Source organism: Flavobacterium sp. K77 (genome assembly GCF_021608205.1).
Lineage (GTDB): Bacteria > Bacteroidota > Bacteroidia > Flavobacteriales > Flavobacteriaceae > Flavobacterium > Flavobacterium turcicum.
Genome location: NZ_JAKIHO010000001.1, coordinates 692,212 through 714,459 on the forward strand (window position 1 = coordinate 692,212; position 22,248 = coordinate 714,459).

Consider the following 22,248-nt stretch of genomic DNA (forward strand, 5'->3'; position numbering starts at 1 on the left):
GACAAGCGTCTATGCTAATAGAAGTCTGTATGAAACGGACTTGAGATAAAAGTAGCGCAAGAACCACGCACATGAAAGTGATACACTTACATCAAGAAGAACGAGAATTAATTCAGTTGGCTGTCGAGCAAAACCGACAAGCACAACAGAAAATTTATTCGCAATTCGCTCCCAAAATGTTAAGCGTATGCAGGCAATACATCAAAGACTTGCAGCAAGCAGAAGATGTAATGCTAACCGCTTTCATGAAGGTGTTTACCAATCTTAATCATTTTGAACACAAAGGAAGTTTTGAAGGTTGGATACGCCGCATCATGGTAAATGAGTGTATTTCATTTTTAAGAGTTCATAAAAAAATGAATTATACCGAAGATGAATTTTTTGTTGAAGAATCTCAGGATACAATAACAGATCAATTTTCGGTGGAGCAAATTCAATTTTTAATTGATAATTTACCTGAAGGGTACCGAGCTGTTTTTAACTTGTACGCTATCGAAGGCTACAAACATCATGAAATAGCGAGTCTTTTAGGCATTGCCGAAGGAACTTCAAAATCTCAGTTATCGCATGCGCGAAGAATGTTACAAGAACAGGTGCAAACCTTAAAATCATACCAAAATGGAACCGAATAATTTCGAAAAACAAATAAAAGAACGCTTGGATGCTCGTGAGATTCAGCCTTCTGAAATGGCTTGGTCCAAACTAGATGCTATGTTAACTGCAGCTAGCCCAAGTTTAGGTGAGCAGTCAAAACCAAAAAATAAATTTCCGTGGATGTACTTGGCAGCAAGTTTTGTTGGTGTTTTATTGCTATCTACTTTGTTTTTTAAGAGTGAGAACAACGATATAATTCCATCAAAAACTACTGTAGTTGGTGTTGAAAGTAGGACTTCGAATGAAATTGAAAAAGGACAGCCAGGTTCGGAAAGTCCAAAAGAGGAAGTGGCAGTACAAACTTCTTCTGCAAAAGGGATGCAGGCTGTAAAACAAAATGTTAGTCTAAAATCTTTACCTATTCTAAACTCGAATAGTGTACATAAAAATGAAATTGCTCAAAAAACAACTGCTGAGAACAAGGGAGTAATGCCAATGACAACAGTTGACGATGTTCAAAAAAGAACTATTTCATTATCTGCGGCGCGCTTGTTGGCAGAGGTAACTAACGAGAATTTTCAATCTGAGGCTAATTTAAAAAGTAACAATAGATCTGCAACATCAATTGTAGTTCAGCCTGATCAGTTGCTGTCAAAGGCTGAATCAGAATTAAATCAGACCTTCAAAGAGTCGGCAATTAATAAATTCAATAAAAACTTTAACGCGATTAGAACGGTCTTAGTAAACAGAAATTACGAATAAATATTAAATTCAATCATCAATCAAAAAACGAAAATCATGCAAAAAATTATGTTAATTACAGCGATGTTGTTGCTTTCAGTTTTCAATAAAATGAACGCACAAGGAGTAGAAGCCATTAAAAATAGTACCGATTGGCATTATCGAGGTTCAAAACCGGATAGTTATGTTATGGGACCAGATGCAAATGATGCGAATGTGTATCAAATTAAATCCAATCAATCAAAAATATATGGTTTTGGAACCATAATGAAAACGGTAGCGCCATCACAATACGCAGGAAAAACGATTAAGATGACAGCCACTGTAAAAACAGAAAATGTAAAATCATGGGCTGGTTTATGGATGCGTGTCGATTATTACAATACTGCAGTATTAGCTTTTGATAATATGCAAAGACGACCAATTAGAGGTTCGAAAGATTGGGCAAATTACGAAGTAGTTTTGTTTGTTCCTGAAGAGGCTACTGCCATATCTTACGGAGTATTGTTGAATGAAACAGGTCAGGTATGGTTTAAAGATTTAGTAATAACTGTTGTTGATGATGCAACAGCCGAAACGGGTCAAACTAAAGGTAGAAACAATGTTTCTCTTCCATTTGAAACGAGAGCTAAAGCGATAAGTAACGAAATTAAAGATATTACGAGCACAGAGAAAAAAGCGCTAAAAGAGGCCATTGAAAGTATTGATGCTGATCTGGCAAAAGGAGCTATCACAAAAGAGAAAGCCAATGAGTTGAAAATGCAGAAAGCAACCCTTCATGCAAATAATATCGAGTCAAAAGTAGCCGTAGAACAAGCTAAACTAAACAAACTGGTGCAGGATAAAGTAGACGGTAAAGTAGAAGATGCTAAAGAATACAGATCTGGCGGTAGAACAGTTGTTTTGGGTAATAATTCAAGCTCAATTGGTTCACAAACCGAAATTAACCTTACATCGATGAAGGTCTACAACGGACAAGAGGACAAAGAGGCACGTCAATCTAAAAAAACAACGTCACAATTTGTTTTCGCTACCGGGGTTAACAATGTAGTTACAGATGGAAAAGTTACCAACTCAGATTTCAAATATGTAAGATCTCATTTTTATGAGTGGGGATTGAGTTACAACACGCGTTTGTTGCAAAACAATAACTTGTTGCATGCCAAATACGGTTTGTCATTAATGTACAACAACTTAAGACCTACGGATAATAGAATTTTTGTGGATAACGGACAACAAACTGATTTGGTTATCAACCCAAACACTCATGATGATTCACGTTTTAGAAACGTAAACCTAGTTATTCCAGTTCATTTAGAATTCGATTTTACCAAAACTTCACAACGAGATGGAAAAACTTATTTTAAAACGCATGACAGTTTCCGCCTTGGTCTAGGAGGATATGTTGGTGCCAACTTAAAATCGAAGCAATACATCAATTACGATGAGGCCGGTTACAAAGAGAGAACGGTAACCAAAGGCGATTTCAATACTTCAAATTTTATTTATGGTTTGAGCGCTTATGTTGGGCACAAAGCAACTAGCTTGTATTTGAAATACGATCTAAATCCGTTGTTTAGAAACAATGCAGTGAAACAAAATAATGTATCGTTAGGATTGCGTTTTGATTTTAATTAGAAATTGTTTTAGTTAGTTTCATAATTTGAAAAGCACTTTGAAAGAAGTGCTTTTTTGTTTTTTTAGAGTATGAATAATCCAATTTGATTTGCGTAATTTTACATTTTTCAATCCCTAAATAATTTTTCAACTTGATTTCAAAAGCTACTATTGATACTGTTTATGAAACTGCTCGTGTAGAGGAGGTTATTGGTGATTTTGTAAATCTCAAAAGAGCAGGGAGTAATTTTAAAGGATTAAGTCCGTTCTCTGAAGAGCGCTCGCCATCGTTTATGGTTTCACCAGCAAAGGGAATTTGGAAAGATTTTAGTTCTGGAAAAGGAGGGAACTCGGTTGCATTTTTGATGGAACATTCGCATTTTACCTATCCAGAAGCCATTCGGTATTTAGCGAAAAAGTACAATATTGAAATTGAAGAAACAGAGCAAACAGATCAAGAAAAAGCAATTACCGATACGCGCGAAAGTATGTATTTGGTATCGGAATTTGCAAAAACCTATTTTCATAATACACTTTTAAATTCCGAGGAAGGCAAAGCCATTGGCCTTTCTTATTTTAAAGAGCGTGGTTTTACAAACGAAACCATCAAAAAGTTCAGTTTAGGTTATTCTCCTGAAACTTGGGATGCCTTTACCAAAGAAGCACTCGGAAAAGGATATAAATTAGAATTCTTAGAAGCAACGGGTTTAACTATTCCACGAGATGACAAACCTTTTGACCGTTTCAAAGGGCGTGTGATGTTCCCTATTGAAAGCATGTCTGGCCGTGTTCTAGGTTTTGGAGGTCGAATTTTAACCAACGATAAAAAGGCTGCCAAATACTTGAACTCTCCTGAAAGCGAAATTTACCATAAGAGTAAAGTTTTGTATGGGATTTTTCAAGCCAAACAATCTATTGCCAAATTAAATAATTGTTATCTAGTTGAAGGATATACGGATGTGATTCAGTTCAATCAAGCTGGAATTGAGAACGTAGTAGCTTCCTCCGGTACAGCACTGACGCCCGATCAAATTCGATTGATTAACCGTTTGACCAAAAACGTTACGGTTTTATTTGATGGTGATGCCGCTGGTTTGCGTGCTTCTGTTCGCGGAATTGATTTGATCTTGGAGGAAGGCATGAACGTAAAAGTATGTGCGTTCCCTGATGGTGAGGATCCAGATAGTTTTGCTAAGAAAACACCTTACGATGATTTAGTTCGTTATTTAGAGGATAATGCTAAAGATTTTATTCAGTTCAAAGCATCTCTTTTGATGAATGAGGCTAAAAACGATCCAATCAAAAAAGCGGATTTGATTAGAGATATGGTGGGTAGTATCTCCAAAATTCCGGATCGCATTCAGCGTGAAATTTACATTCAGGAATGTTCTCGAATTATGGATATCTCGGAGCAAGTATTGCAAAGTACGCTCGCTCAGCTGATGCAAAAAGATATTGCTGAAATTGGTAAAAAGCAAAAACAAGCTGAAGCTGGAGCGCCTAAAGCATTTGAAGTTGTTAAAAACGATAACCCAATTGCTACCGAAAAAGTAGATGTACTATACAGATTAGAGCGCAAAATAATTGAAATATTATTACTCTATGGCAATCACGAGGAAGAGTTCGAAGATGCTTTTCATAGAGCCAACGAAGAAGGTGAAATTGTAATCGTTACGGAGCGTAAGTTATATAAAGTGTATCAACGCATTTATTTGAGTTTGCAGGAAGATGAGGTTGAATTGGCAAATCCGCTGTTTAGAGGAATTTACAATGATTTAATTGCGTACTATCATCAAAATGAAAGTTTTACAATTGAGCAGTATTTGATGCAGCTGCATGCTGATTTTGCGCAAGAGGTAACTGATATCTTGATGGAAGACGAACAATTGGTATTGCATAATTGGGTGGGACAAAATATTTTTCCGAAATCAAAAACTGAAACAATTGCACAAGAAGTATCAGAGACTATTATAACTCTAAGATGGTATTTAGTGGGCAGTCTCATCGAAGAATTAAAAAACTCCCTATCATCTGAACCAAATTCAGACAATACGGAGTCTTTATCTCTTGTGATGGATTATAATATTTTAATCCACTCTTTTTCGAAAAAATTAGGTAGAGTAATGTCTAGGTATTACTAAACGATCTCTAACTTTTTAGCTTTGTCAACTAAGTCAACTAAGTTTGTTACGTTCAGTTTAGTTAACAAACGTAATTTGTAAGTACTGATTGTTTTTTCGTTTAAGTTCAAGATTTCGGCAATTTCGTGGTTTTTTTTGCCTCCGCTTAAATAACGTAAAACTTCAACTTCTCTGTTCGATAGTTTTCTGTACAAACGCTCGCTCTTACTTTGCTTAGCGATTAGGGCTAAGTTTTTCTTAACAGTTTCGTTCATAATGATTTTTCCTTGTTGTACTTTAACAATAGAAATACCAAGAGTTTCTAACTTTTCAGACTTGTGCACAAAACCAGAAACACCTGCTTTAATCGCATTTGGTGCGTAGATTTGTTCCGAAAGGCCACTGTAAATAATAATTTTAGTTTTTGGAAAGTTTTTCAAAAGGGCTTTCACTTCAAAAATACTAGAAAGTCCTTCTAGCTCCAAATCTAAAACTAATACATCAATTTCCTTCGTCTGAAGAATATCCCTTACCATCATAAAATTGCCCACGTTAGCAGCAATTGAAATGTCTGCATTATCTTTAAAGTAAGATTTTACTCCAAAATGCACAACAGGGAAATTGTCGGCGATACATACTTTAATCATAATAAAATTTTTTTAGAATTGTTTGTAATTGGAGCTGTAAAATTAATAAATAAATTCTGTAAATATTTGTAAATCAACAGAAAATATTTTTTTTTAATTAAATTTTAAGAAAGCACACCGGAATAGGGTCCATTTTATGGCGATTTGCTGTGTTCAAACGAGTGTAAATTTCAAAAACAATGCGCTCTCTTCCTTCGAATTCAGAAGCTGTTTGTCCTGCTTCTGATGCAAGCATCGCCCATTCTAGTTCATCGTAGGATGCACCAAGTTGGTCTTCATCTGTTCGGTCGTCTCCAAACAGTCCATCTGTGGGTGCTGCTGTCAAAATTGAATTCGGAATTTTTAAATAAGTTCCTAAAGCATAGACTTCGGATTTCATTAAATCAGCAATAGGACTCAAATCGACACCACCATCTCCGTATTTGGTATAAAAGCCTACTCCAAAATCTTCAACCTTATTGCCAGTTCCAGCAACCAGCAATCCATGAATACCCGCTAGATAGTATAAGGTAGTCATTCGTAATCGAGCACGGCAATTAGCCAAGCTCAAATTCAGTTTGGCAACATCAGAATTTGTTGGGACTGCACTTTTAAAAGTCTCAAAAACAGGTGTCAAATCTACTCGATCGCTACTAACATTTGGGAATCGCGCTTTCAACTGTTCAATGTGTTCTTGTGCACGGGATACGTGACTTGGTGCTTGGTGTATGGGCATTTCGACACATAAAACCTGTAAACCTGTTTGTGCGCACAAAGTAGAGGTTACGGCCGAATCAACGCCTCCTGAAATACCAACAACAAATCCATTTACTTTCGCGTTTTGAGCATAAGTTTTTAGCCAAGAAACAATTTGCTCATTTACATTCTCTACGTTGATGGTTCTTTTTTTAGTCATAATAATTACGTTTTAAAAAGCAGGAATGTATATTTGCAAAAGCAATCTGTACTGCTCTCCTTTTTCAGGATTCCTTACTAACAAATTTAAAAAATTAATATGAAAAAATACCTGTTTCTTCTTGTCTTTTGTTTCTTTATTGCATCCTGTGATAAGAAATCTAAGGTTGAGAAAGAAGTTGAAGCAATCCCTGTCGAAATGAAAGTGGAGCGTTTTGATCAATTGTTTTTTGAAACAAAACCAGAAGATTTACAAAAAATCAAAAAACGTTACCCTTACTTTTTTCCGCAAGGAACTCCTGATGCGGTTTGGATTGAAAAAATGCAAGACCCGTTGTGGCGCGAATTGTACACAGAAGTGCAAAAAAAGTACAGCAATATCGACTCTGTAAAGCAAGAGTTGACCGAAGTTTTTAAACATGCAAAATATTATTTTCCAGAGGTAAAAACGCCAAAGTTAGTCACCATCATTGCTGAAATGGATTATAACAGCAAAGCTATTTATGCAGACAGTTTGGTCATTGTTTCACTAGAATTGTATTTGGGGAAAGGACATAAATTTTATCAGTTTCCGAAGTATATAAAACAAAATTTCGAATCCAAACAAATTGCACCAGATGTGGTTGCTAGTTTTGCTAGTAGCAAAATACAACTCCCGCTCGAGAAAGATTTTATGAGTCAGATGATTTATCAAGGGAAACAATTGTATATGAAAGATTTGTTGTTGCCTGATTACTCAGATGCTGACAAGATGGGATATACGCCAGAACAAATTAAATGGTGCGAAGAGAATGAAAGCTATATCTGGCGTTACTTTCTTGAAAAAGAAATGCTGTATAGCACCGACCAAAAATTAGCGCCACGATTTATTAATCCGGCGCCTTTTTCTAAATTTTATCTTGAAATTGATAACGATTCACCAGGTCAAGTTGGTGCTTGGATTGGATGGCAAATTGTACGAGCTTACGCGAAAAACAGCGAAGCACCTTTGTCAGAATTATTAAAAACCAACGCTAAAGAAATATTTGTTCAATCAAAATACAAACCTAAAAAATAATGGCTAATACGAACACTTCCGAAATTAAGTTTCAAATTGAACTTGATGAAAATAGAGTACCTGAAAAATTAACGTGGTCTGCTGCTGATGGTGGCGTAGAGCAAGAAGATACAAAAGCCATCATGCTATCTATATGGGATAGTAAGGCGAAAGAAAGCATGCGTATTGATTTATGGACAAAAGACATGCCTGTTGATGAAATGAAAATATTCTTTCATCAAACTTTAGTGGCAATGGCGGATACTTTTAAACGTGCAACAAACGATGAGAAAATGGCCGATACCATGAAAGACTTTTGTGATTATTTTGCCGAGAAGTTAGAGCTTGTAAGCGGAAAATAAAAATCAAAAAAAATCCAAATTCGAAAACTGAATTTGGATTTTTTATTTTGTATCAGTTTTTAAAACTGACTATTGTTTTTAAAAACTTCTTGATTTACTTCATCAATATAACTTAGTAATTCTTCTTTTCCGATGCCTTCGGTGGCTGAGGTTACAAAGTATTGAGGCATTTCGGCCCAGTTGTTAGCGAACATTTTCTTTTTGTATGCAGCAATATGCGAGTCAATTTTTACTTTGCTAATTTTATCGGCTTTGGTAAAAATGATGCAAAACGGAATTTCACTTTCTCCCATGTATGACATGAATTCCACATCAATAGTTTGCGCTTCGTGACGAATATCAATCAATACAAAAGCGCACACCAATTGCTCTCTAGTTTCAAAATAATCGGTGATGAATTCCTGAAAAATAGATTTTGTTTTTTTAGATACTTTGGCGTAGCCGTAACCAGGTAAATCAACCAAAAACCAATTGTTGTTGATTAAAAAGTGATTGATTAATTGTGTTTTACCAGGTCGACCTGAAGTTTTTGCTAACTTTTTGTGATTGGTAATCATATTAATCAACGAAGATTTCCCCACGTTAGAACGACCTATGAAGGCATATTCTGGCAAGAAGTCCTTCGGGCACTTTGAAACATCAGAGTTACTAATTACAAATTCGGCGGTATTGATTTTCATATTAAATTGGGAATGTGAGGCTGCTGAGATTAATGTATTGCTAAATGGGTGTGCGTAAGCCATTCTTCTAACAGCCTATTGAATTCTTCCGGATGCTCCATCATAGCGGCATGTCCGCATTTATCAATCCAATACAAGGTAGAGTTTGGTAATAGTTTATTAAATTCTTCAGCAACATCTGGTGGCGTAACTTTATCATTTTTACCCCAAATAATACAAGTTTGCACGTGCATTTTTGGTAAATCTTTGGCCATGTTATGACGGATTGCGCTTTTAGCAATAGTCAAAGTTTTAATTAATTTGATTCTGTCATTTACTGATTCGTAAACTTCATCAATCAACTCTTTTGTAGCAACTTTAGGATCGTAGAATACGTCTTCGGCTTTTTTCTTGATGTATTCGTAGTCACCTCTTTTTGGGTAACTGTCGCCCATAGCGCTTTCGTATAATCCAGAACTTCCTGTGATTACTAGTCCTGCTACTTTTTCAGGATACATTTTAGTATGGTACAACGCAATATGGCCTCCAAGTGAGTTTCCTAATAAAATAACGCGTTCTAATCCTTTGTAGGTGATAAAATCTTTAACGTATTTGGCAAAGCTTTTTACGTTGGTTTTTAAAATATTTTGGGTGTAAATTGGCAAATCAGGAATAATGATTCTGTATCCTTTTGAGGAAAAGTGATTAGCAACGGCATCAAAGTTGCTTAGTCCGCCCATTAAGCCATGTAAAATGACAATGGGAGTTCCTTCACCTGCTTCATAATAGCTGTATTTACCTTCTTTTTTATAATGTTTTTCCATTTTTTTTGAATGCCTATTTTCAATTTCGACAAATATAGGATTTAATAAACAAAAATGAATTTTTCGGGTGTTTTTTAATTCTAAAATTATCATTAAACCTTGCGTAAGACACCTATTTTTTATTGCCAAAATCAGTATAAGAATGCCTCTTTTTATCGATTAATTCTGTCTAAATATCGATGAAATACAGATAGTGTTTTTGGAATGTTTAATCTAACGTTAGGTTTCCTACATTTTTACTTTTCTATTGCTAATGTGTTGACAGTCTATGAACTACCTATTATGGGATGAAAGTGGTTAAACTTATTAACAAAGTGGTAGTAAGTGGTAAATAGTGGTAATATTTTTTATATTTTTGCTCTATATCAATAAACACTTTTTGTTTGAACACAATTGTCGGAACATACGAATGTAAAGTCGATGCTAAAGGAAGGCTGCTCATGCCAGCGCCTCTCAAAAAGCAGTTGGCCTCTTCTCTTCAAAACGGATTTGTTTTGAAGCGTTCAGTGTTTCAGCCTTGTTTGGAGCTGTATCCGATGCAAGAATGGGATGCAATGATGGCAAAAATTAACAAGTTGAATCGATTTGTTAAAAAGAACAACGATTTCATTCGTCGTTTTACGGCAGGTGTAAAAGTGGTTGAAATTGATGCTTTAGGAAGAGTTTTGGTGCCAAAGGATTTAGTTTCTTTTGCCAGTATTTCAAAAGATGTAGTGTTTTCTTCTGCAGTAAATATTGTAGAGATTTGGGATAAAGATTTATACGAAAAATCAATAAGTGGTGAAGATATGGATTTTGCTGATCTAGCCGAAGAAGTAATGGGGAATTTAAATGACGACGACAATGGAATATCATAATCCAGTTTTGCTTCACGAATCAGTTGATGGTTTGAATATAAAACCTGATGGAGTTTATGTAGATGTAACTTTTGGTGGCGGTGGTCACTCCAAAGAAATATTAAAAAGATTAGGTCCGAATGGTAAATTGTTTGCCTTTGACCAAGATGAAGACGCGTTGGCTAATGCCTTAAACGACGATCGCTTTACTTTAATAAATGAGAATTTCAGATTTATCAAGCGCTTTTTACGATTTTATGGTGTTAAAAGTGTAGATGGAATTTTGGGCGATCTTGGAGTTTCTTCGCATCAGTTTGATGTGCCGGAACGTGGTTTTTCCACTCGATTTGATGCAGGTTTAGACATGCGTATGAGTCAAAAAAACGACCTAAATGCGTACAAGGTTGTAAATGAATACGAAGAGGCGGAATTAAAAAGAGTGTTTTTGGATTACGGGGAATTGAAAAATGCGCCTGCTCTTGCCAGAACTATTGTTGAGGAACGCGAGCGATATCCTATAAAAACTACCGACGAATTAAAAGAAGTTTTAGCTCGTTTTTTGCCAGATCGTGTAAAAAATAAAATTTTGGCTCAAATCTATCAAGCCATTCGTATTGAGGTAAACCAAGAAATGGATGTTTTAAAAGAATTTTTAGAGCAGTCATTAGAAATATTAAGTCCTGAAGGCCGATTAAGTATTATATCGTATCACTCACTTGAGGATCGATTGGTAAAGCGCTTTATGAAAAACGGACTTTTTGACGGAGAACCAGAACGTGATTTCTTTGGCAATTTTTCTGTTCCTTTTAAAAGTGTAGGCAAGTTAATTGTTCCAAACAACGAGCAAATTAAGGAGAACAATAGAGCAAGAAGTGCAAAACTGCGCATAGCAGAAAAAAAATAAAGGCATTACTGATGAAAAACGGAGTGTACAATATTTTAAAAGCCCGATTTCTAGTTAATGATGATGCGTTCAAAAACTGGAGATTCATTGTCTTTATAATAATACTGGCGATAATCATGATTGCCAATACGCAGCGTTACGAGCAAAAGGTGTTTAAAATTGTAGCATTAACTAATGAAGTCAAGGAGTTACGATCAGAATTTGTAGATCGTCGTTCAGAGTTAATGAAATTAAAAATGGAATCGACAGTGTCGAAAAAAATGGAGGAGAAACAAATTTTTCCAGCAACGGTTCCTCCAATAAAAATTAAAGTAGTTAAAAAAGAAGAGAAAAACTTTTTTCAAAAAATATGGCAGTAGACGATAAAAATATTTCCTACAGAGTTTACCTAGTAGCAGGCTTCATCTTTTTGATGGCAATTGCTATTGTGGTAAAGTTGACCAACATTCAGTGGGTCGAAGGAGCATATTATCGTCAGCTTGCAAAAGAAAGAACGGTGAGGAATTTTGTTATTCCAGCCAACAAAGGCAATATCTACTCGGCAGATGGTAGTTTATTGGCAACATCTATACCGAATTATGAGATTCGTTTTGATGCTTTGGCACCAAAAAGCGAAACTTTTGAAAAGAACGTAAAGGCATTATCAGACTCGCTAGTTACTGTTCTGGGTAAAACCGCTTATTTCTACGAGAATGAATTACGCAAAGCCAGAGCCAACAAAAACAGGTATTTTTTAATTGGTCGAAAATTAAGTTATACGCAATATTTTAAAATTAAAGGTTTCCCACTTTTTAATTTAGGCGCATACAAAGGCGGAATTATCGTAGAGCAAGAAACGGTTCGCGAGCATCCAATTGGTAAAATAGCCGAGAGAACTGTGGGTTACGAGCGCACTGCAAATGGCGTTTCTGTAGATGGTAAAGGAATTGAGTGGGCTTTTAGAGACTACTTAAACGGAAAAGACGGAAAAATTTTAAAACAGAAAATAGCTAAAGGTCAATGGAAACCAATTCGTGATGTAAATGAGGTGGATCCTCAGGACGGATACGATGTGATTTCAACAATTGATGTGTACATACAAGATATTGCGCATCATGCTTTGTTAAAACAATTGGAAGCCTATGAGGCAGATCACGGATCAGTAGTGGTGATGGAAACAAAAACAGGTCACGTCAAAGCGATTTCTAACTTAGGACGCGCTAATGACGGAACTTATTATGAAACGACTAATTATGCAATAGCTGAGTCTCATGAACCTGGTTCTACTTACAAGCTAGCGGGATTAATGGCATTGTTAGATGATAAAAAAGTAGATACGAGTGCCGTTTATGATAGCAAAAACGGGGTGATAACTTATTTTGGTGAAAAAGTAGAAGATTCTCATAAAGGTGGCTATGGCAAGATTTCGCTGGCTAGAGGTTTTGAGGTTTCTTCTAACACGGTTTTAGTTCAAGCGGTTTACAATGCCTACAAAGAGAATCCTTCACAGTTTGTAAATCACCTTAATAATTATGGTTTAAGTAAAACTTTGGGACTTTCTATAAAAGGAGAAGGAATTCCGTACGTGCCTCAACCTACAGATAGAAGTTGGTCCAAAATATCATTGCCTTGGATGGCTTTTGGATATGGTGTACACATTACACCGATGCAAACCTTAGCTTTTTATAATGCGGTTGCTAATGATGGAGAAATGGTGAAGCCACAGTTTGTTTCTGAAATTAAGGAGTGGAATAAAACCATTAAAAAGTACGATAAAGAAGTGCTTAACCCGAGAATTTGTTCGAAGGAAACCATTGTAAAATTGAAAGCAGTTTTGGCTAATGTGGTTAAAAAAGGAACAGGAGAAAAATTGTATTCGAAAGAGTTTTCGATGGCAGGAAAAACAGGAACCGCTCAGGTCAATTACGGTAAAGCAGGTCGAACAGGAATGTATTATGCTTCTTCGTTCGTGGGATATTTTCCAGCTGAAAGTCCAAAATACTCTTGTATTGTAGTAGTGCACAAGCCTAATACAGCACTGAATAATTTTTACGGAGCAGATGTAGCAGGCCCTGTTTTTAAACGTATTGCACAAAAGATTTTTACTGATGCGCCATCAACAAACGCAATAAGAAATATTGATCGAAAAATCAAAAAACAAGAAACACATTATACTTCTTTTTATTCAAAAGTGCAAAAGAAAGCCAATGTTATGCCAAACCTCAAAGGAATGTCTGGCATGGACGCTGTAGCTTTAGTAGGTAATCTTGGACTTAAAGTTAAGGTGATTGGCGTAGGTAAAGTGAAAAAACAATCGTTGCAAGCAGGAGATGCATTGGTGAAAAACGCAACGGTATTATTAGAATTATCATGAAAGTATTGCAAGACATATTACATAAAGTAGCCATTGAATCTATTCAAGGAGCAACTACTGTAACTATCAATAAAATTGATTTTGACTCTCGAAATATTGGAGCAAATGATGTTTTCGTGGCTATCAAAGGAACAATTTCTGATGGGCATGATTTTATTAGCACTGCCATTTCGCAAGGTGCAGTAGCTATTATTTGTGAGCAGTTACCAACTGTTTTGGAGTCGAATGTGACTTATATCCGTGTGGCTGATGCGAACGCTGCTCTAGCTTTTATGGCGGCAAATTATTACCAAAATCCATCAAGTGAATTGAAATTGGTTGGAATTACGGGTACAAATGGTAAAACGACTATCGCTTCTTTGCTATATCAATTGTTTAAAAAAGCGGGTTTTAAAGTTGGCTTACTTTCTACCGTTAAAATTTTAGTTGATGATTTAGAATACAAGGCAACGCATACTACTCCGGATTCTTTGACTATCAATCGTTACTTACGTGAAATGGTTGATGCTGGTGTAACCTACTGTTTTATGGAAGTAAGCTCGCACGGTATTCATCAGAAAAGAACGGAATCTTTGCAGTTTGTAGGTGGAATTTTTACCAATTTGTCGCACGATCATTTGGATTATCACGCAACGTTTGCTGAATATAGAGACGTCAAGAAAGCATTTTTTGATGGTTTGTCAAAAAGTAGTTTTGCACTCGTAAACGCCGATGACAAAAACGGAATGGTGATGATGCAAAATACAGCAGCAAAAAAATGTACGTATGCTTTAAAATCCTACGCTGATTACAGAGCGCAAATTTTAGAGAATCAACTAGCGGGTTTACTGCTTAAGATAAATGGAAATGAAGTTTGGGTGAAGTTAATAGGAACCTTCAACGCTTATAATTTATTAGCAATTTATGGTGCCGCAGTAGAATTAGGCTTAGAAAGCCTTGAGGTTTTAAGGTTGTTATCAAATTTAGAAAGTGTTTCAGGTCGCTTTCAGTTTATCGTTTCGAAAGAGAATATTACGGCTATTGTGGATTATGCTCATACACCAGACGCTCTAGAGAATGTTTTGAAAACCATAACCGATATCCGTACCAAAAATGAGCAATTGATTACTGTAGTGGGCTGTGGAGGAAATAGAGACAAAGCTAAGAGACCTATTATGGCAGCTTTAGCAACTACTTGGAGTGACAAAGCCATTTTTACGGCTGATAATCCGCGTAACGAAGATCCAGAAATCATTATCAAAGAGATGGAAGAAGGTGTGCCTGCGCAGGATTTCAAAAAAATGGTTTCCATCACTGACAGACGCCAAGCTATAAAAACCGCTTGTCAATTGGCTCAGTCCAACGATATCATTTTAATTGCTGGAAAAGGGCATGAGTCATATCAAGAAGTAAACGGCGTTCGTCATCATTTTGATGATATGGAAACGGTAAAAGAGTTATTACAATTATTAGAAAAATAAAATCAAGTTCAAGTTTGCTTTTCATCGTAAAAAAAACTGAATCATAAAATAAACAACGAATTATGCTATACTACTTATTCGAATATTTAGACAAAGTAATGGATGTGCCGGGCACAGGAGTTTTTCAGTACATTACCTTCCGTTCTGCCTTGGCTTTAATGCTATCGTTATTGTTGTCTACCATTTACGGTAAAAGAATTATTCGTTTTTTACAAAGACAGCAAGTAGGCGAAACAGTTCGTGAGCTTGGTTTAGCAGGTCAAAATGAAAAAGCAGGTACACCAACAATGGGTGGGTTGATCATTATTTTTGCCACATTACTGCCGGTTCTTTTGTTTGCTAAACTGCATAATATTTACATCGTTTTGTTGATTGTTACCACTCTGTGGATGGGAACTATTGGTTTTATTGACGATTATATCAAAATCTTTAAAAAAGACAAACAAGGACTAAAAGGAATTTTTAAAGTAATCGGTCAAGTAGGATTAGGGTTGATAGTAGGTACAGTTTTATACTTTCATGCGGGAGTTACCGTTCGTACAGATACTTCTACATCGGATATTTTTAAAGCGCCAAATAGTACAGTAATAACTCCAGCTCCTATCGAAGAAAAGTCGACAGCTACTACAATTCCGTTTTTCAAAAACAACGAATTCGATTATGCTGAGGTTTTAGCTTGGACGGGTGATGGTTATGAAAAATGGGCTTGGTTGGTTTTTATTCCAGTTGTTATTTTTATTATCACAGCGGTTTCTAATGGAGCTAATTTGACGGATGGTATTGATGGTTTGGCCGCAGGAACATCGGCAATAAGTGTGTTGGCACTCGGTATTTTTACTTTTGTTTCTGGAAATATTATCTTTTCGAACTACCTCAATATTATGTACATCCCCAATTCGGGTGAAATGACCGTATTTATAGCCGCATTTGTTGGGTCGTTAATTGGTTTTTTATGGTACAACTCTTATCCCGCATCGGTTTTTATGGGCGATACAGGAAGTTTAACCATAGGAGGAATTATCGCTGTACTAGCAATTGCAGTGCGTAAAGAAATGCTGATTCCTTTGTTGTGCGGAATTTTTCTAGTCGAAAATTTTTCAGTAGTCCTGCAAGTGAGCTACTTTAAATATACCAAAAAACGTTTTGGCGAAGGGCGAAGAATTTTTCTAATGTCGCCTTTGCATCATCACTATCAAAAGAAAGGCTACCACGAAAGCAAAATTGTAACTCGCTTTTGGATTGTAGCCATCATGTTAGCCATTTTGTCTATCGTTACTTTAAAATTAAGATAGTATGAGGCTAGTAGTTTTAGGAGGAGGCGAAAGCGGTGTAGGTACCGCGATCCTTGGAAAAAGTAAGGGATACGATGTTTTTGTATCCGACTTTGGGAAAATCAAAAACAATTACAAAGAAGTTCTTCTAATTAATGGTATTGCTTGGGAAGAAGAAAAGCACACGGCAGATTTAATTTTAAACGCCGATGTAGTGATGAAAAGTCCTGGTATTCCTGATCGTTCGCCAATGGTGCAACAGCTTTTAGAAAAAGGAATTCCGGTAATATCAGAGATTGAATTTGCAGCTCCTTTTACAAAAGCAACAATTGTGGGCATTACAGGTAGTAACGGTAAAACGACTACGACCATGCTTACGCATCACTTGCTAAAATCGGCAGGTTTGAATGTTGGGTTAGGAGGTAACATCGGTAAAAGTTTTGCTTGGCAAGTGGCCGATAATAAGTACGATTCGTACGTACTCGAACTAAGTAGTTTTCAGCTAGACGGAATAGAAAAATTCAAACCGCATATTGCTATAATTACAAATATAAGTCCAGATCATTTGGATCGCTACGAATACAATTATGATAATTACATAGCAGCCAAGTTCAGGATTACAATGAATCAAACCGAAGAGGATTATTTGATTTACGATGCCGACGATGAGGCGATCACAAATTGGTTAAAAAACAATACAACAAAAGCAAAATTAATTCCTTTCTCATTGACACAAACTTTCAGCGAAGGAGCCTTTATAAAAGATAACAAAATGGAAGTAAAGATTACTAAAGACGAATTTACAATGGACACAGAGCACATTGCATTAGAAGGAAAACATAATATGAAAAACGCAATGGCAGCAACTTCTGTAGCTCGATTAATGCAAATAAGAAAGGCTACCATCAGAGAAAGTCTTTCGGATTTTCAAGGAGTAGAGCATCGTCTTGAAAAAGTCCTTAAAATTCAAAACGTACAATATATCAACGATTCAAAAGCAACGAATGTAAACGCAACTTTTTTTGCATTAGATAGCATGAATACACCAACAGTTTGGATTGTGGGTGGTGTAGATAAAGGAAATGACTATAATGAGTTAATGTCTTTGGTTCGCGAAAAAGTAAAGGCTATTATTTGTCTTGGAGTGGATAATAAAAAAATTATCGATGCTTTTGGCAATGTAGTTGATATGATGATTGAGGTAACGAATATGAATGATGCAGTTCGTATGTCACAGCGTTTAACAGAGAAAGGTGATACGGTATTATTGTCGCCAGCATGTGCTAGTTTTGATCTGTTCGAAAACTACGAAGACAGAGGAAGACAATTCAAGCAAGCGGTTAAAAGTTTATAATAGAAATCCATTCCCAAAGTTCAAAACTACAAGCAATGATTAAAAATCTAGTAAACAAATTAAAAGGAGATAAAGTAATATGGTCATTTGTGGCCTTATTGGCTTTGTTTTCGTTTATGCCTGTTTTTAGTGCGAGTAGTAATTTAGCTTATTTAGGCCATGGTACGGGAAATACCCTGGGATATTTATTGAAACATTTGGTTCACATTTGCTGTGGTTTTGCCATTATTTTTTATGTACACAAAATTCCGTACCAATATTTTCGTTCTTTATCTAGATTGCTATTGCCTCTTGTTTGGGTGATTTTGTTGATTACAATGGTAAAAGGAACCGTTATTGGTGGCGCAAACGCTAGTAGGTGGTTACAAATTCCGTTCATCGGTTTGTCCTTTCAACCATCGGCATTTGCCGCTCTGATTTTGTTTATTTATGTTGCAAGATACCTTTCTAAAACTAGAGAAACTCCGATAGATTTTGTCCAATCATGTAAGGAATTGTGGTTACCTGTTTTTATCACTCTAATGTTTATTTTACCATCGAATTTTTCAACAACTGCCTTGATTTTTTCAATGGTAATTATGTTAGTTTTTATTGGTAAATATCCTTTAAAGTATATTGGATTTATAGTTGGATCAGGTATTGTAGCTTTAGTATTTTTTATTTTGGTTGCAAAAGCTTTTCCTAATGCTTTTCCTAATCGTGTAGATACTTGGATAAGCCGCATAGAAAGTTTTACAAGCGACAAACCAGATGAAGACGATTACCAAATAGAAAAAGCAAAAATTGCAATAGCGTCTGGTAAAATTTACGGTTTGGGTCCAGGTAAAAGTGTACAAAAAAACTTTTTACCACAATCTTCCTCCGATTTTATTTTCGCTATAATCGTTGAGGAATATGGACTTGTGGGAGGAATTGGAGTTTTGATTATTTATATGTTTTTACTTATTCGTTTCGTAGTAGCATCTCATAAAGCGCCTACCATGTTTGGAAAATTAGTAGTTATTGGTTTAGGATTTCCGATGATATTTCAAGCAATGATCAATATGGCCGTTGCGGTTGAGTTATTACCAGTTACAGGTCAAACTTTACCGTTAATTAGTAGTGGAGGAACTTCTATTTGGATGACTTGTATTGCACTTGGTATTATTTTGAGTGTTACAAAAAAAGAAGAAGAAATCGCCGAAGAACAGAAAGAAGCAGCCAAGCGTGATGAAGTTTTACAGCGTTTAATTGATGAGACTATCGAGGCTGAAAACAATGCAGAACCTTCTTACTCAATAGAAGAAAAAGGTTCTAATCCTTTGAAGGCAGTTTACAATAAATAAAGTACAACAGATATTTAAGCATACAAAAATGAAAAACTATAAATTCATATTGAGTGGAGGCGGAACAGGTGGACATATTTATCCAGCTATCGCTATTGCAAATGAATTAAAGTCGCGTTTTCCTGACGCTTCTTTTCTTTTTGTAGGTGCCCAAGATAAAATGGAAATGCAAAAAGTACCGCAAGCAGGTTATGCTATCGAGGGTTTATGGATTGCTGGTTTACAACGTAAGCTCACATTTGATAATGCTGTATTTCCACTAAAAGTAATGTCAAGTTTATGGCGTTCAAAAGCTATTATTAAAAAGTTCCAACCAGATGTAGTTATCGGTACAGGTGGCTTTGCGAGTGGTCCGCTATTGCAAATGGCAGGATCAGCAGGAATTCCTACTGTAATTCAAGAGCAGAATTCGTTTCCTGGAATTACAAACAAAATATTGAGTAAAAAAGCACGCAAAATATGTGTGGCTTATAGCAATTTGGAGCGTTTTTTTCCAAAAGAAAAAATTATTGTAACAGGAAATCCTGTTCGTCAAGATCTGTTAGATATTGAATCAAAAAGAAATCAAGGAATTGAATATTTTAATTTAGATGCTTCTAAAAAAACGCTTTTGGTTTTAGGCGGAAGCCTTGGGTCACGAAGAATTAACCAATTAATTGAAAAAGAGTTGGATTTTTTGATTGCTTCAGGAGTTCAAGTTTTTTGGCAATGTGGGAATTTTTATAAATCAGAATTCGAGCACTTGAATAGGAAACCTGGCGTTCAAGTGGTAGCATTTATTGACAGAATGGATTTAATTTATGCAGCTGCTGATTTCGTGATTTCACGTGCTGGTGCTTCATCTGTGTCTGAATTATGTTTGGTAGCAAAGCCGACTATTTTTATTCCGTCACCAAATGTTGCCGAAGATCATCAAACTAAAAATGCACAAGCAATTGTAGATCAAAAGGGAGCACTTTTATTAAAAGAAAGTGATTTAGAAGTAAAATTTCAATCACTTTTCAACGATGTATTGCACGATGAAAAGTTGCAAAAAAGTTTAAGCACAAATATGAAAGCTTTGGCTAAGCCCAATGCGACTAAAGATATTGTTGACGAAATTGTAAAACTGATTCGGGATTAAGGAAATTAAGTTCAGTGTAAAACAGTGATACTTCGTTAGAATAAAATTTAAAACAGAATAAAAAAATGAATCTAGAGCAAATACATAACGTTTATTTTATCGGTATTGGTGGTATTGGTATGAGTAATCTGGCGCGCTATTTTAAAACCTTAGGGAAACAAGTAGCGGGTTATGATAAAACGCCATCGGTATTAACTAATGAGTTGATAGCGTCAGGTATTGCTATTCATTTTGAAGATAACGTAGCTCTTATTCCATCTCATTTTTCTGTTGAAAGCACATTGGTAGTGGTGACTCCGGCTGTTCCAGTTTCGCACTCACAATGGAATTTCTTTTTGCAAAACAATTTTGTGATTAAAAAAAGAGCCGAGGTACTCGGAATTATTACTAAAGATACTTTTTGTTTTGCCGTTGCGGGTACACATGGTAAAACAACTACTTCTGGAATTTTAGGTCACATATTACATCAAAGTGGCGCCGATGTTACCGCTTTTATTGGCGGCATTGTAGAAAATTACAATTCAAACCTAATAGGAAATGGAAAAACGGTCACTGTTGTAGAGGCCGACGAATTCGATCGTTCGTTTTTACATTTACATCCAAATATAGCATGTATTACCTCTATGGATGCAGATCATTTGGATATCTATGGCACGAGCGATGCAATTGAAGCGTCGTTTATCGAATTTGCCTCTAAAGTAGAAGATAAAAATAAGTTATTCATAACAAATGAGTTACCAATTGATGGGGTGGTTTGCTCAATTAATACGGATGCACCTTATCGTGCGTACAATGTGCGAATAGGTAACGGAAGTTATGTTTTTGATGTACAGACACCTACTGAAATCATCAAAGACCTACATTTTGGATTGCCAGGAAAACATAATTTAATGAATGCATTAATGGCGATTGCAATGGCTAATTTATTCGGCACCCCAACCGAGGCCATTGCAAAAGGCATTGCTTCTTTTCAAGGGATTAAAAGAAGATTTTCGTACCAAATTAAAAGTGATGAAAAGGTTTATATAGACGACTATGCTCACCATCCTACTGAGATTAATGCAGTACATCAAGCCGTGAGAGAATTGTATCCTGGGCAAAAAGTATTTGCAGTATTTCAACCACATCTTTTTAGTAGAACGCGAGATTTTGCAGTTGATTTTGCAAAAAGTCTTTCAGCTTTTGATGAAATCTTGTTGCTAGATATTTATCCAGCAAGAGAGCTACCAATTGAAGGAATTACCTCAAGTTGGTTGTTAGAAATGGTGTCAAATAAGCACAAAAAGTTAGTAACAAAATCGGAGGTTATTCCTGCTGTTTTGGCTAGCGATGCAACGGTGATTGTGACTATTGGTGCAGGTGATATAGGAGAGCTGGTTCCGCAAATAAAAATGGCTATCAATGAAACGCTTTAATTGGACAAATACCCGATTAGTCCTGATGTTTGGACTAGTTATTTTTCTTTTTTCGTTCACTTCAAAACGAAATGAAAAAAGGAAATTAAGAGCTACAGAAGTTATTTTTGTTGAGCAATTAGATCCGTATGTTAAACAAGAATCGGTTAATAAATTGTTAATAGAAAAAAACAGGGATGTAAAAAGTATTGAAAAACTTACTTTAGATTTGAGGGAGTTGGAGCAAACTATCAATTCACAAAAAATGATTAAAGAATCAGATGTTTTTGTGACTATTGATGGCGTGCTTAAAGCAGTAGTAAAGCAAAAGACCCCAATAGCAAGAGTTTTTGCCAATGAAAGGTCTTTTTATATTGATTACGAAGGTGGTACAATGCCTTTGTCAACCAATTTTACTGCAAGAGTTCCGCTTGTTTCTGGAGTAATTGGGTCAGTAAATAATGAAGAATTGGTGAGTTTGTTTCGGTTGATTTACGAAGATGATTTTTTGAAAAAAAATATTATTGGAGTCGAAATTATGCCGAACAGTAGCCTAAAAATGTACAATAGGAATTTTGATTACCGCATCGATTTTGGTAATTTAAAAAATGCGGCAGTGAAATTTAAAAACTATAAAGCTTTTTTTCAAAAAGCAGTTTTAGATAGTTCGTTGTATAAATATAAAAAAATTGACCTCCGATTTACGGATCAAGTAGTTTGCACTAAATAATAGA

General features: G+C 35.7%; 21 protein-coding genes. 17 read left to right on the forward strand and 4 right to left on the reverse strand.

Going from position 1 to position 22,248, the window contains the following annotated elements:
- Positions 1-71: 71 nt before the first annotated feature.
- The 4 genes from L1S34_RS03030 to dnaG all read left to right on the forward strand — a co-directional run bounded on the left by L1S34_RS03030 (position 72) and on the right by dnaG (position 5,093).
- Positions 72-632 (forward strand): RNA polymerase sigma factor, encoded by a 561-nt coding sequence (locus L1S34_RS03030; RefSeq protein ID WP_236362785.1) that lies wholly within the window; start codon positions 72-74, stop codon positions 630-632.
- Positions 619-1,356 carry a hypothetical protein gene (locus L1S34_RS03035; RefSeq protein WP_236362786.1) on the forward strand — a complete coding sequence of 246 codons (738 nt, stop codon included), beginning with the start codon at positions 619-621 and terminating at the stop codon, positions 1,354-1,356. The genes L1S34_RS03030 and L1S34_RS03035 overlap by 14 nt, the downstream gene beginning before the upstream one ends.
- 36 nt (positions 1,357-1,392) lie before the next feature.
- Positions 1,393-2,973, forward strand: coding sequence for an OmpH family outer membrane protein (locus L1S34_RS03040; protein WP_236362787.1), 1,581 nt, complete (start codon positions 1,393-1,395; stop codon positions 2,971-2,973).
- A gap of 131 nt (positions 2,974-3,104) precedes the next feature.
- On the forward strand, positions 3,105-5,093 hold the full coding sequence (gene dnaG / locus L1S34_RS03045; RefSeq protein ID WP_236362788.1) for a DNA primase: 1,989 nt from the start codon (positions 3,105-3,107) through the stop codon (positions 5,091-5,093).
- Here dnaG and L1S34_RS03050 read toward each other — a convergent pair.
- Positions 5,090-5,719, reverse strand: a complete 630-nt coding sequence (locus tag L1S34_RS03050; RefSeq protein WP_166133304.1) for a response regulator transcription factor — start codon at positions 5,717-5,719, stop codon at positions 5,090-5,092. The two genes, dnaG and L1S34_RS03050, sit on opposite strands and share 4 nt — an antisense overlap.
- Before the next feature lie 97 nt (positions 5,720-5,816).
- On the reverse strand, positions 5,817-6,614 hold the full coding sequence (nadE, locus tag L1S34_RS03055; RefSeq protein WP_236362789.1) for an NAD(+) synthase: 798 nt from the start codon (positions 6,612-6,614) through the stop codon (positions 5,817-5,819).
- Positions 6,615-6,713: 99 nt separating this feature from the next.
- Here nadE and gldB point away from each other — a divergent pair, with 99 nt between their 5' ends.
- A complete protein-coding gene (gldB, locus tag L1S34_RS03060; RefSeq protein ID WP_236362790.1) occupies positions 6,714-7,670 on the forward strand; it encodes a gliding motility lipoprotein GldB in 957 nt (318 codons plus the stop codon).
- Positions 7,670-8,011: a gliding motility protein GldC gene (gene gldC / locus L1S34_RS03065; RefSeq protein WP_210787780.1), complete on the forward strand. Its 342-nt coding sequence runs from the start codon at positions 7,670-7,672 to the stop codon at positions 8,009-8,011. The genes gldB and gldC overlap by 1 nt, the downstream gene beginning before the upstream one ends.
- Positions 8,012-8,070: 59 nt before the next feature.
- Here gldC and yihA read toward each other — a convergent pair whose 3' ends face one another.
- Together yihA and L1S34_RS03075 are read right to left on the reverse strand one after the other, a co-directional pair.
- Positions 8,071-8,691, reverse strand: a complete 621-nt coding sequence (gene yihA / locus L1S34_RS03070) for a ribosome biogenesis GTP-binding protein YihA/YsxC (protein ID WP_166133313.1) — start codon at positions 8,689-8,691, stop codon at positions 8,071-8,073.
- A 29-nt stretch (positions 8,692-8,720) separates the two neighbouring features.
- Positions 8,721-9,494, reverse strand: a complete 774-nt coding sequence (locus tag L1S34_RS03075) for an alpha/beta fold hydrolase (RefSeq protein WP_166133315.1) — start codon at positions 9,492-9,494, stop codon at positions 8,721-8,723.
- 383 nt (positions 9,495-9,877) lie between these two features.
- On the opposite strand from L1S34_RS03075, the gene mraZ reads away from it, so the two are divergent.
- The 11 genes from mraZ to L1S34_RS03130 all read left to right on the forward strand — a co-directional run bounded on the left by mraZ (position 9,878) and on the right by L1S34_RS03130 (position 22,244).
- A complete protein-coding gene (gene mraZ, locus L1S34_RS03080; RefSeq protein ID WP_166133317.1) occupies positions 9,878-10,351 on the forward strand; it encodes a division/cell wall cluster transcriptional repressor MraZ in 474 nt (157 codons plus the stop codon).
- The gene (gene rsmH / locus L1S34_RS03085; protein WP_187038234.1) at positions 10,326-11,234 is read left to right on the forward strand and encodes a 16S rRNA (cytosine(1402)-N(4))-methyltransferase RsmH; all 909 of its coding nucleotides are present in this window, start codon (positions 10,326-10,328) and stop codon (positions 11,232-11,234) included. Before mraZ ends, rsmH begins: the two co-directional genes overlap by 26 nt.
- An 11-nt stretch (positions 11,235-11,245) precedes the next feature.
- Complete coding sequence (locus L1S34_RS03090) at positions 11,246-11,593, forward strand: FtsL-like putative cell division protein (protein WP_236362791.1); 348 nt, start codon at positions 11,246-11,248, stop codon at positions 11,591-11,593.
- Positions 11,584-13,587: a penicillin-binding protein gene (locus L1S34_RS03095; protein ID WP_236362792.1), complete on the forward strand. Its 2,004-nt coding sequence runs from the start codon at positions 11,584-11,586 to the stop codon at positions 13,585-13,587. The genes L1S34_RS03090 and L1S34_RS03095 overlap by 10 nt, the downstream gene beginning before the upstream one ends.
- Positions 13,584-15,047: a UDP-N-acetylmuramoyl-L-alanyl-D-glutamate--2,6-diaminopimelate ligase gene (locus L1S34_RS03100; RefSeq protein ID WP_236362793.1), complete on the forward strand. Its 1,464-nt coding sequence runs from the start codon at positions 13,584-13,586 to the stop codon at positions 15,045-15,047. Before L1S34_RS03095 ends, L1S34_RS03100 begins: the two co-directional genes overlap by 4 nt.
- Positions 15,048-15,109: 62 nt before the next feature.
- Positions 15,110-16,339: a phospho-N-acetylmuramoyl-pentapeptide-transferase gene (gene mraY / locus L1S34_RS03105; RefSeq protein WP_166133327.1), complete on the forward strand. Its 1,230-nt coding sequence runs from the start codon at positions 15,110-15,112 to the stop codon at positions 16,337-16,339.
- A gap of 1 nt (position 16,340) precedes the next feature.
- Positions 16,341-17,672 (forward strand): UDP-N-acetylmuramoyl-L-alanine--D-glutamate ligase, encoded by a 1,332-nt coding sequence (murD, locus tag L1S34_RS03110; RefSeq protein ID WP_166133329.1) that lies wholly within the window; start codon positions 16,341-16,343, stop codon positions 17,670-17,672.
- 38 nt (positions 17,673-17,710) lie between these two features.
- Entirely contained in the window at positions 17,711-18,997 is a 1,287-nt protein-coding gene (locus L1S34_RS03115; RefSeq protein ID WP_166133573.1) for an FtsW/RodA/SpoVE family cell cycle protein, read from the forward strand.
- Positions 18,998-19,025: 28 nt separating this feature from the next.
- Positions 19,026-20,120 carry an undecaprenyldiphospho-muramoylpentapeptide beta-N-acetylglucosaminyltransferase gene (gene murG / locus L1S34_RS03120; RefSeq protein ID WP_236362794.1) on the forward strand — a complete coding sequence of 365 codons (1,095 nt, stop codon included), beginning with the start codon at positions 19,026-19,028 and terminating at the stop codon, positions 20,118-20,120.
- A gap of 65 nt (positions 20,121-20,185) precedes the next feature.
- Positions 20,186-21,535, forward strand: a complete 1,350-nt coding sequence (murC, locus tag L1S34_RS03125) for a UDP-N-acetylmuramate--L-alanine ligase (RefSeq protein WP_236362795.1) — start codon at positions 20,186-20,188, stop codon at positions 21,533-21,535.
- Complete coding sequence (locus tag L1S34_RS03130) at positions 21,522-22,244, forward strand: cell division protein FtsQ/DivIB (protein ID WP_210787768.1); 723 nt, start codon at positions 21,522-21,524, stop codon at positions 22,242-22,244. Before murC ends, L1S34_RS03130 begins: the two co-directional genes overlap by 14 nt.
- The last annotated feature ends 4 nt before the right edge of the window (positions 22,245-22,248 follow it).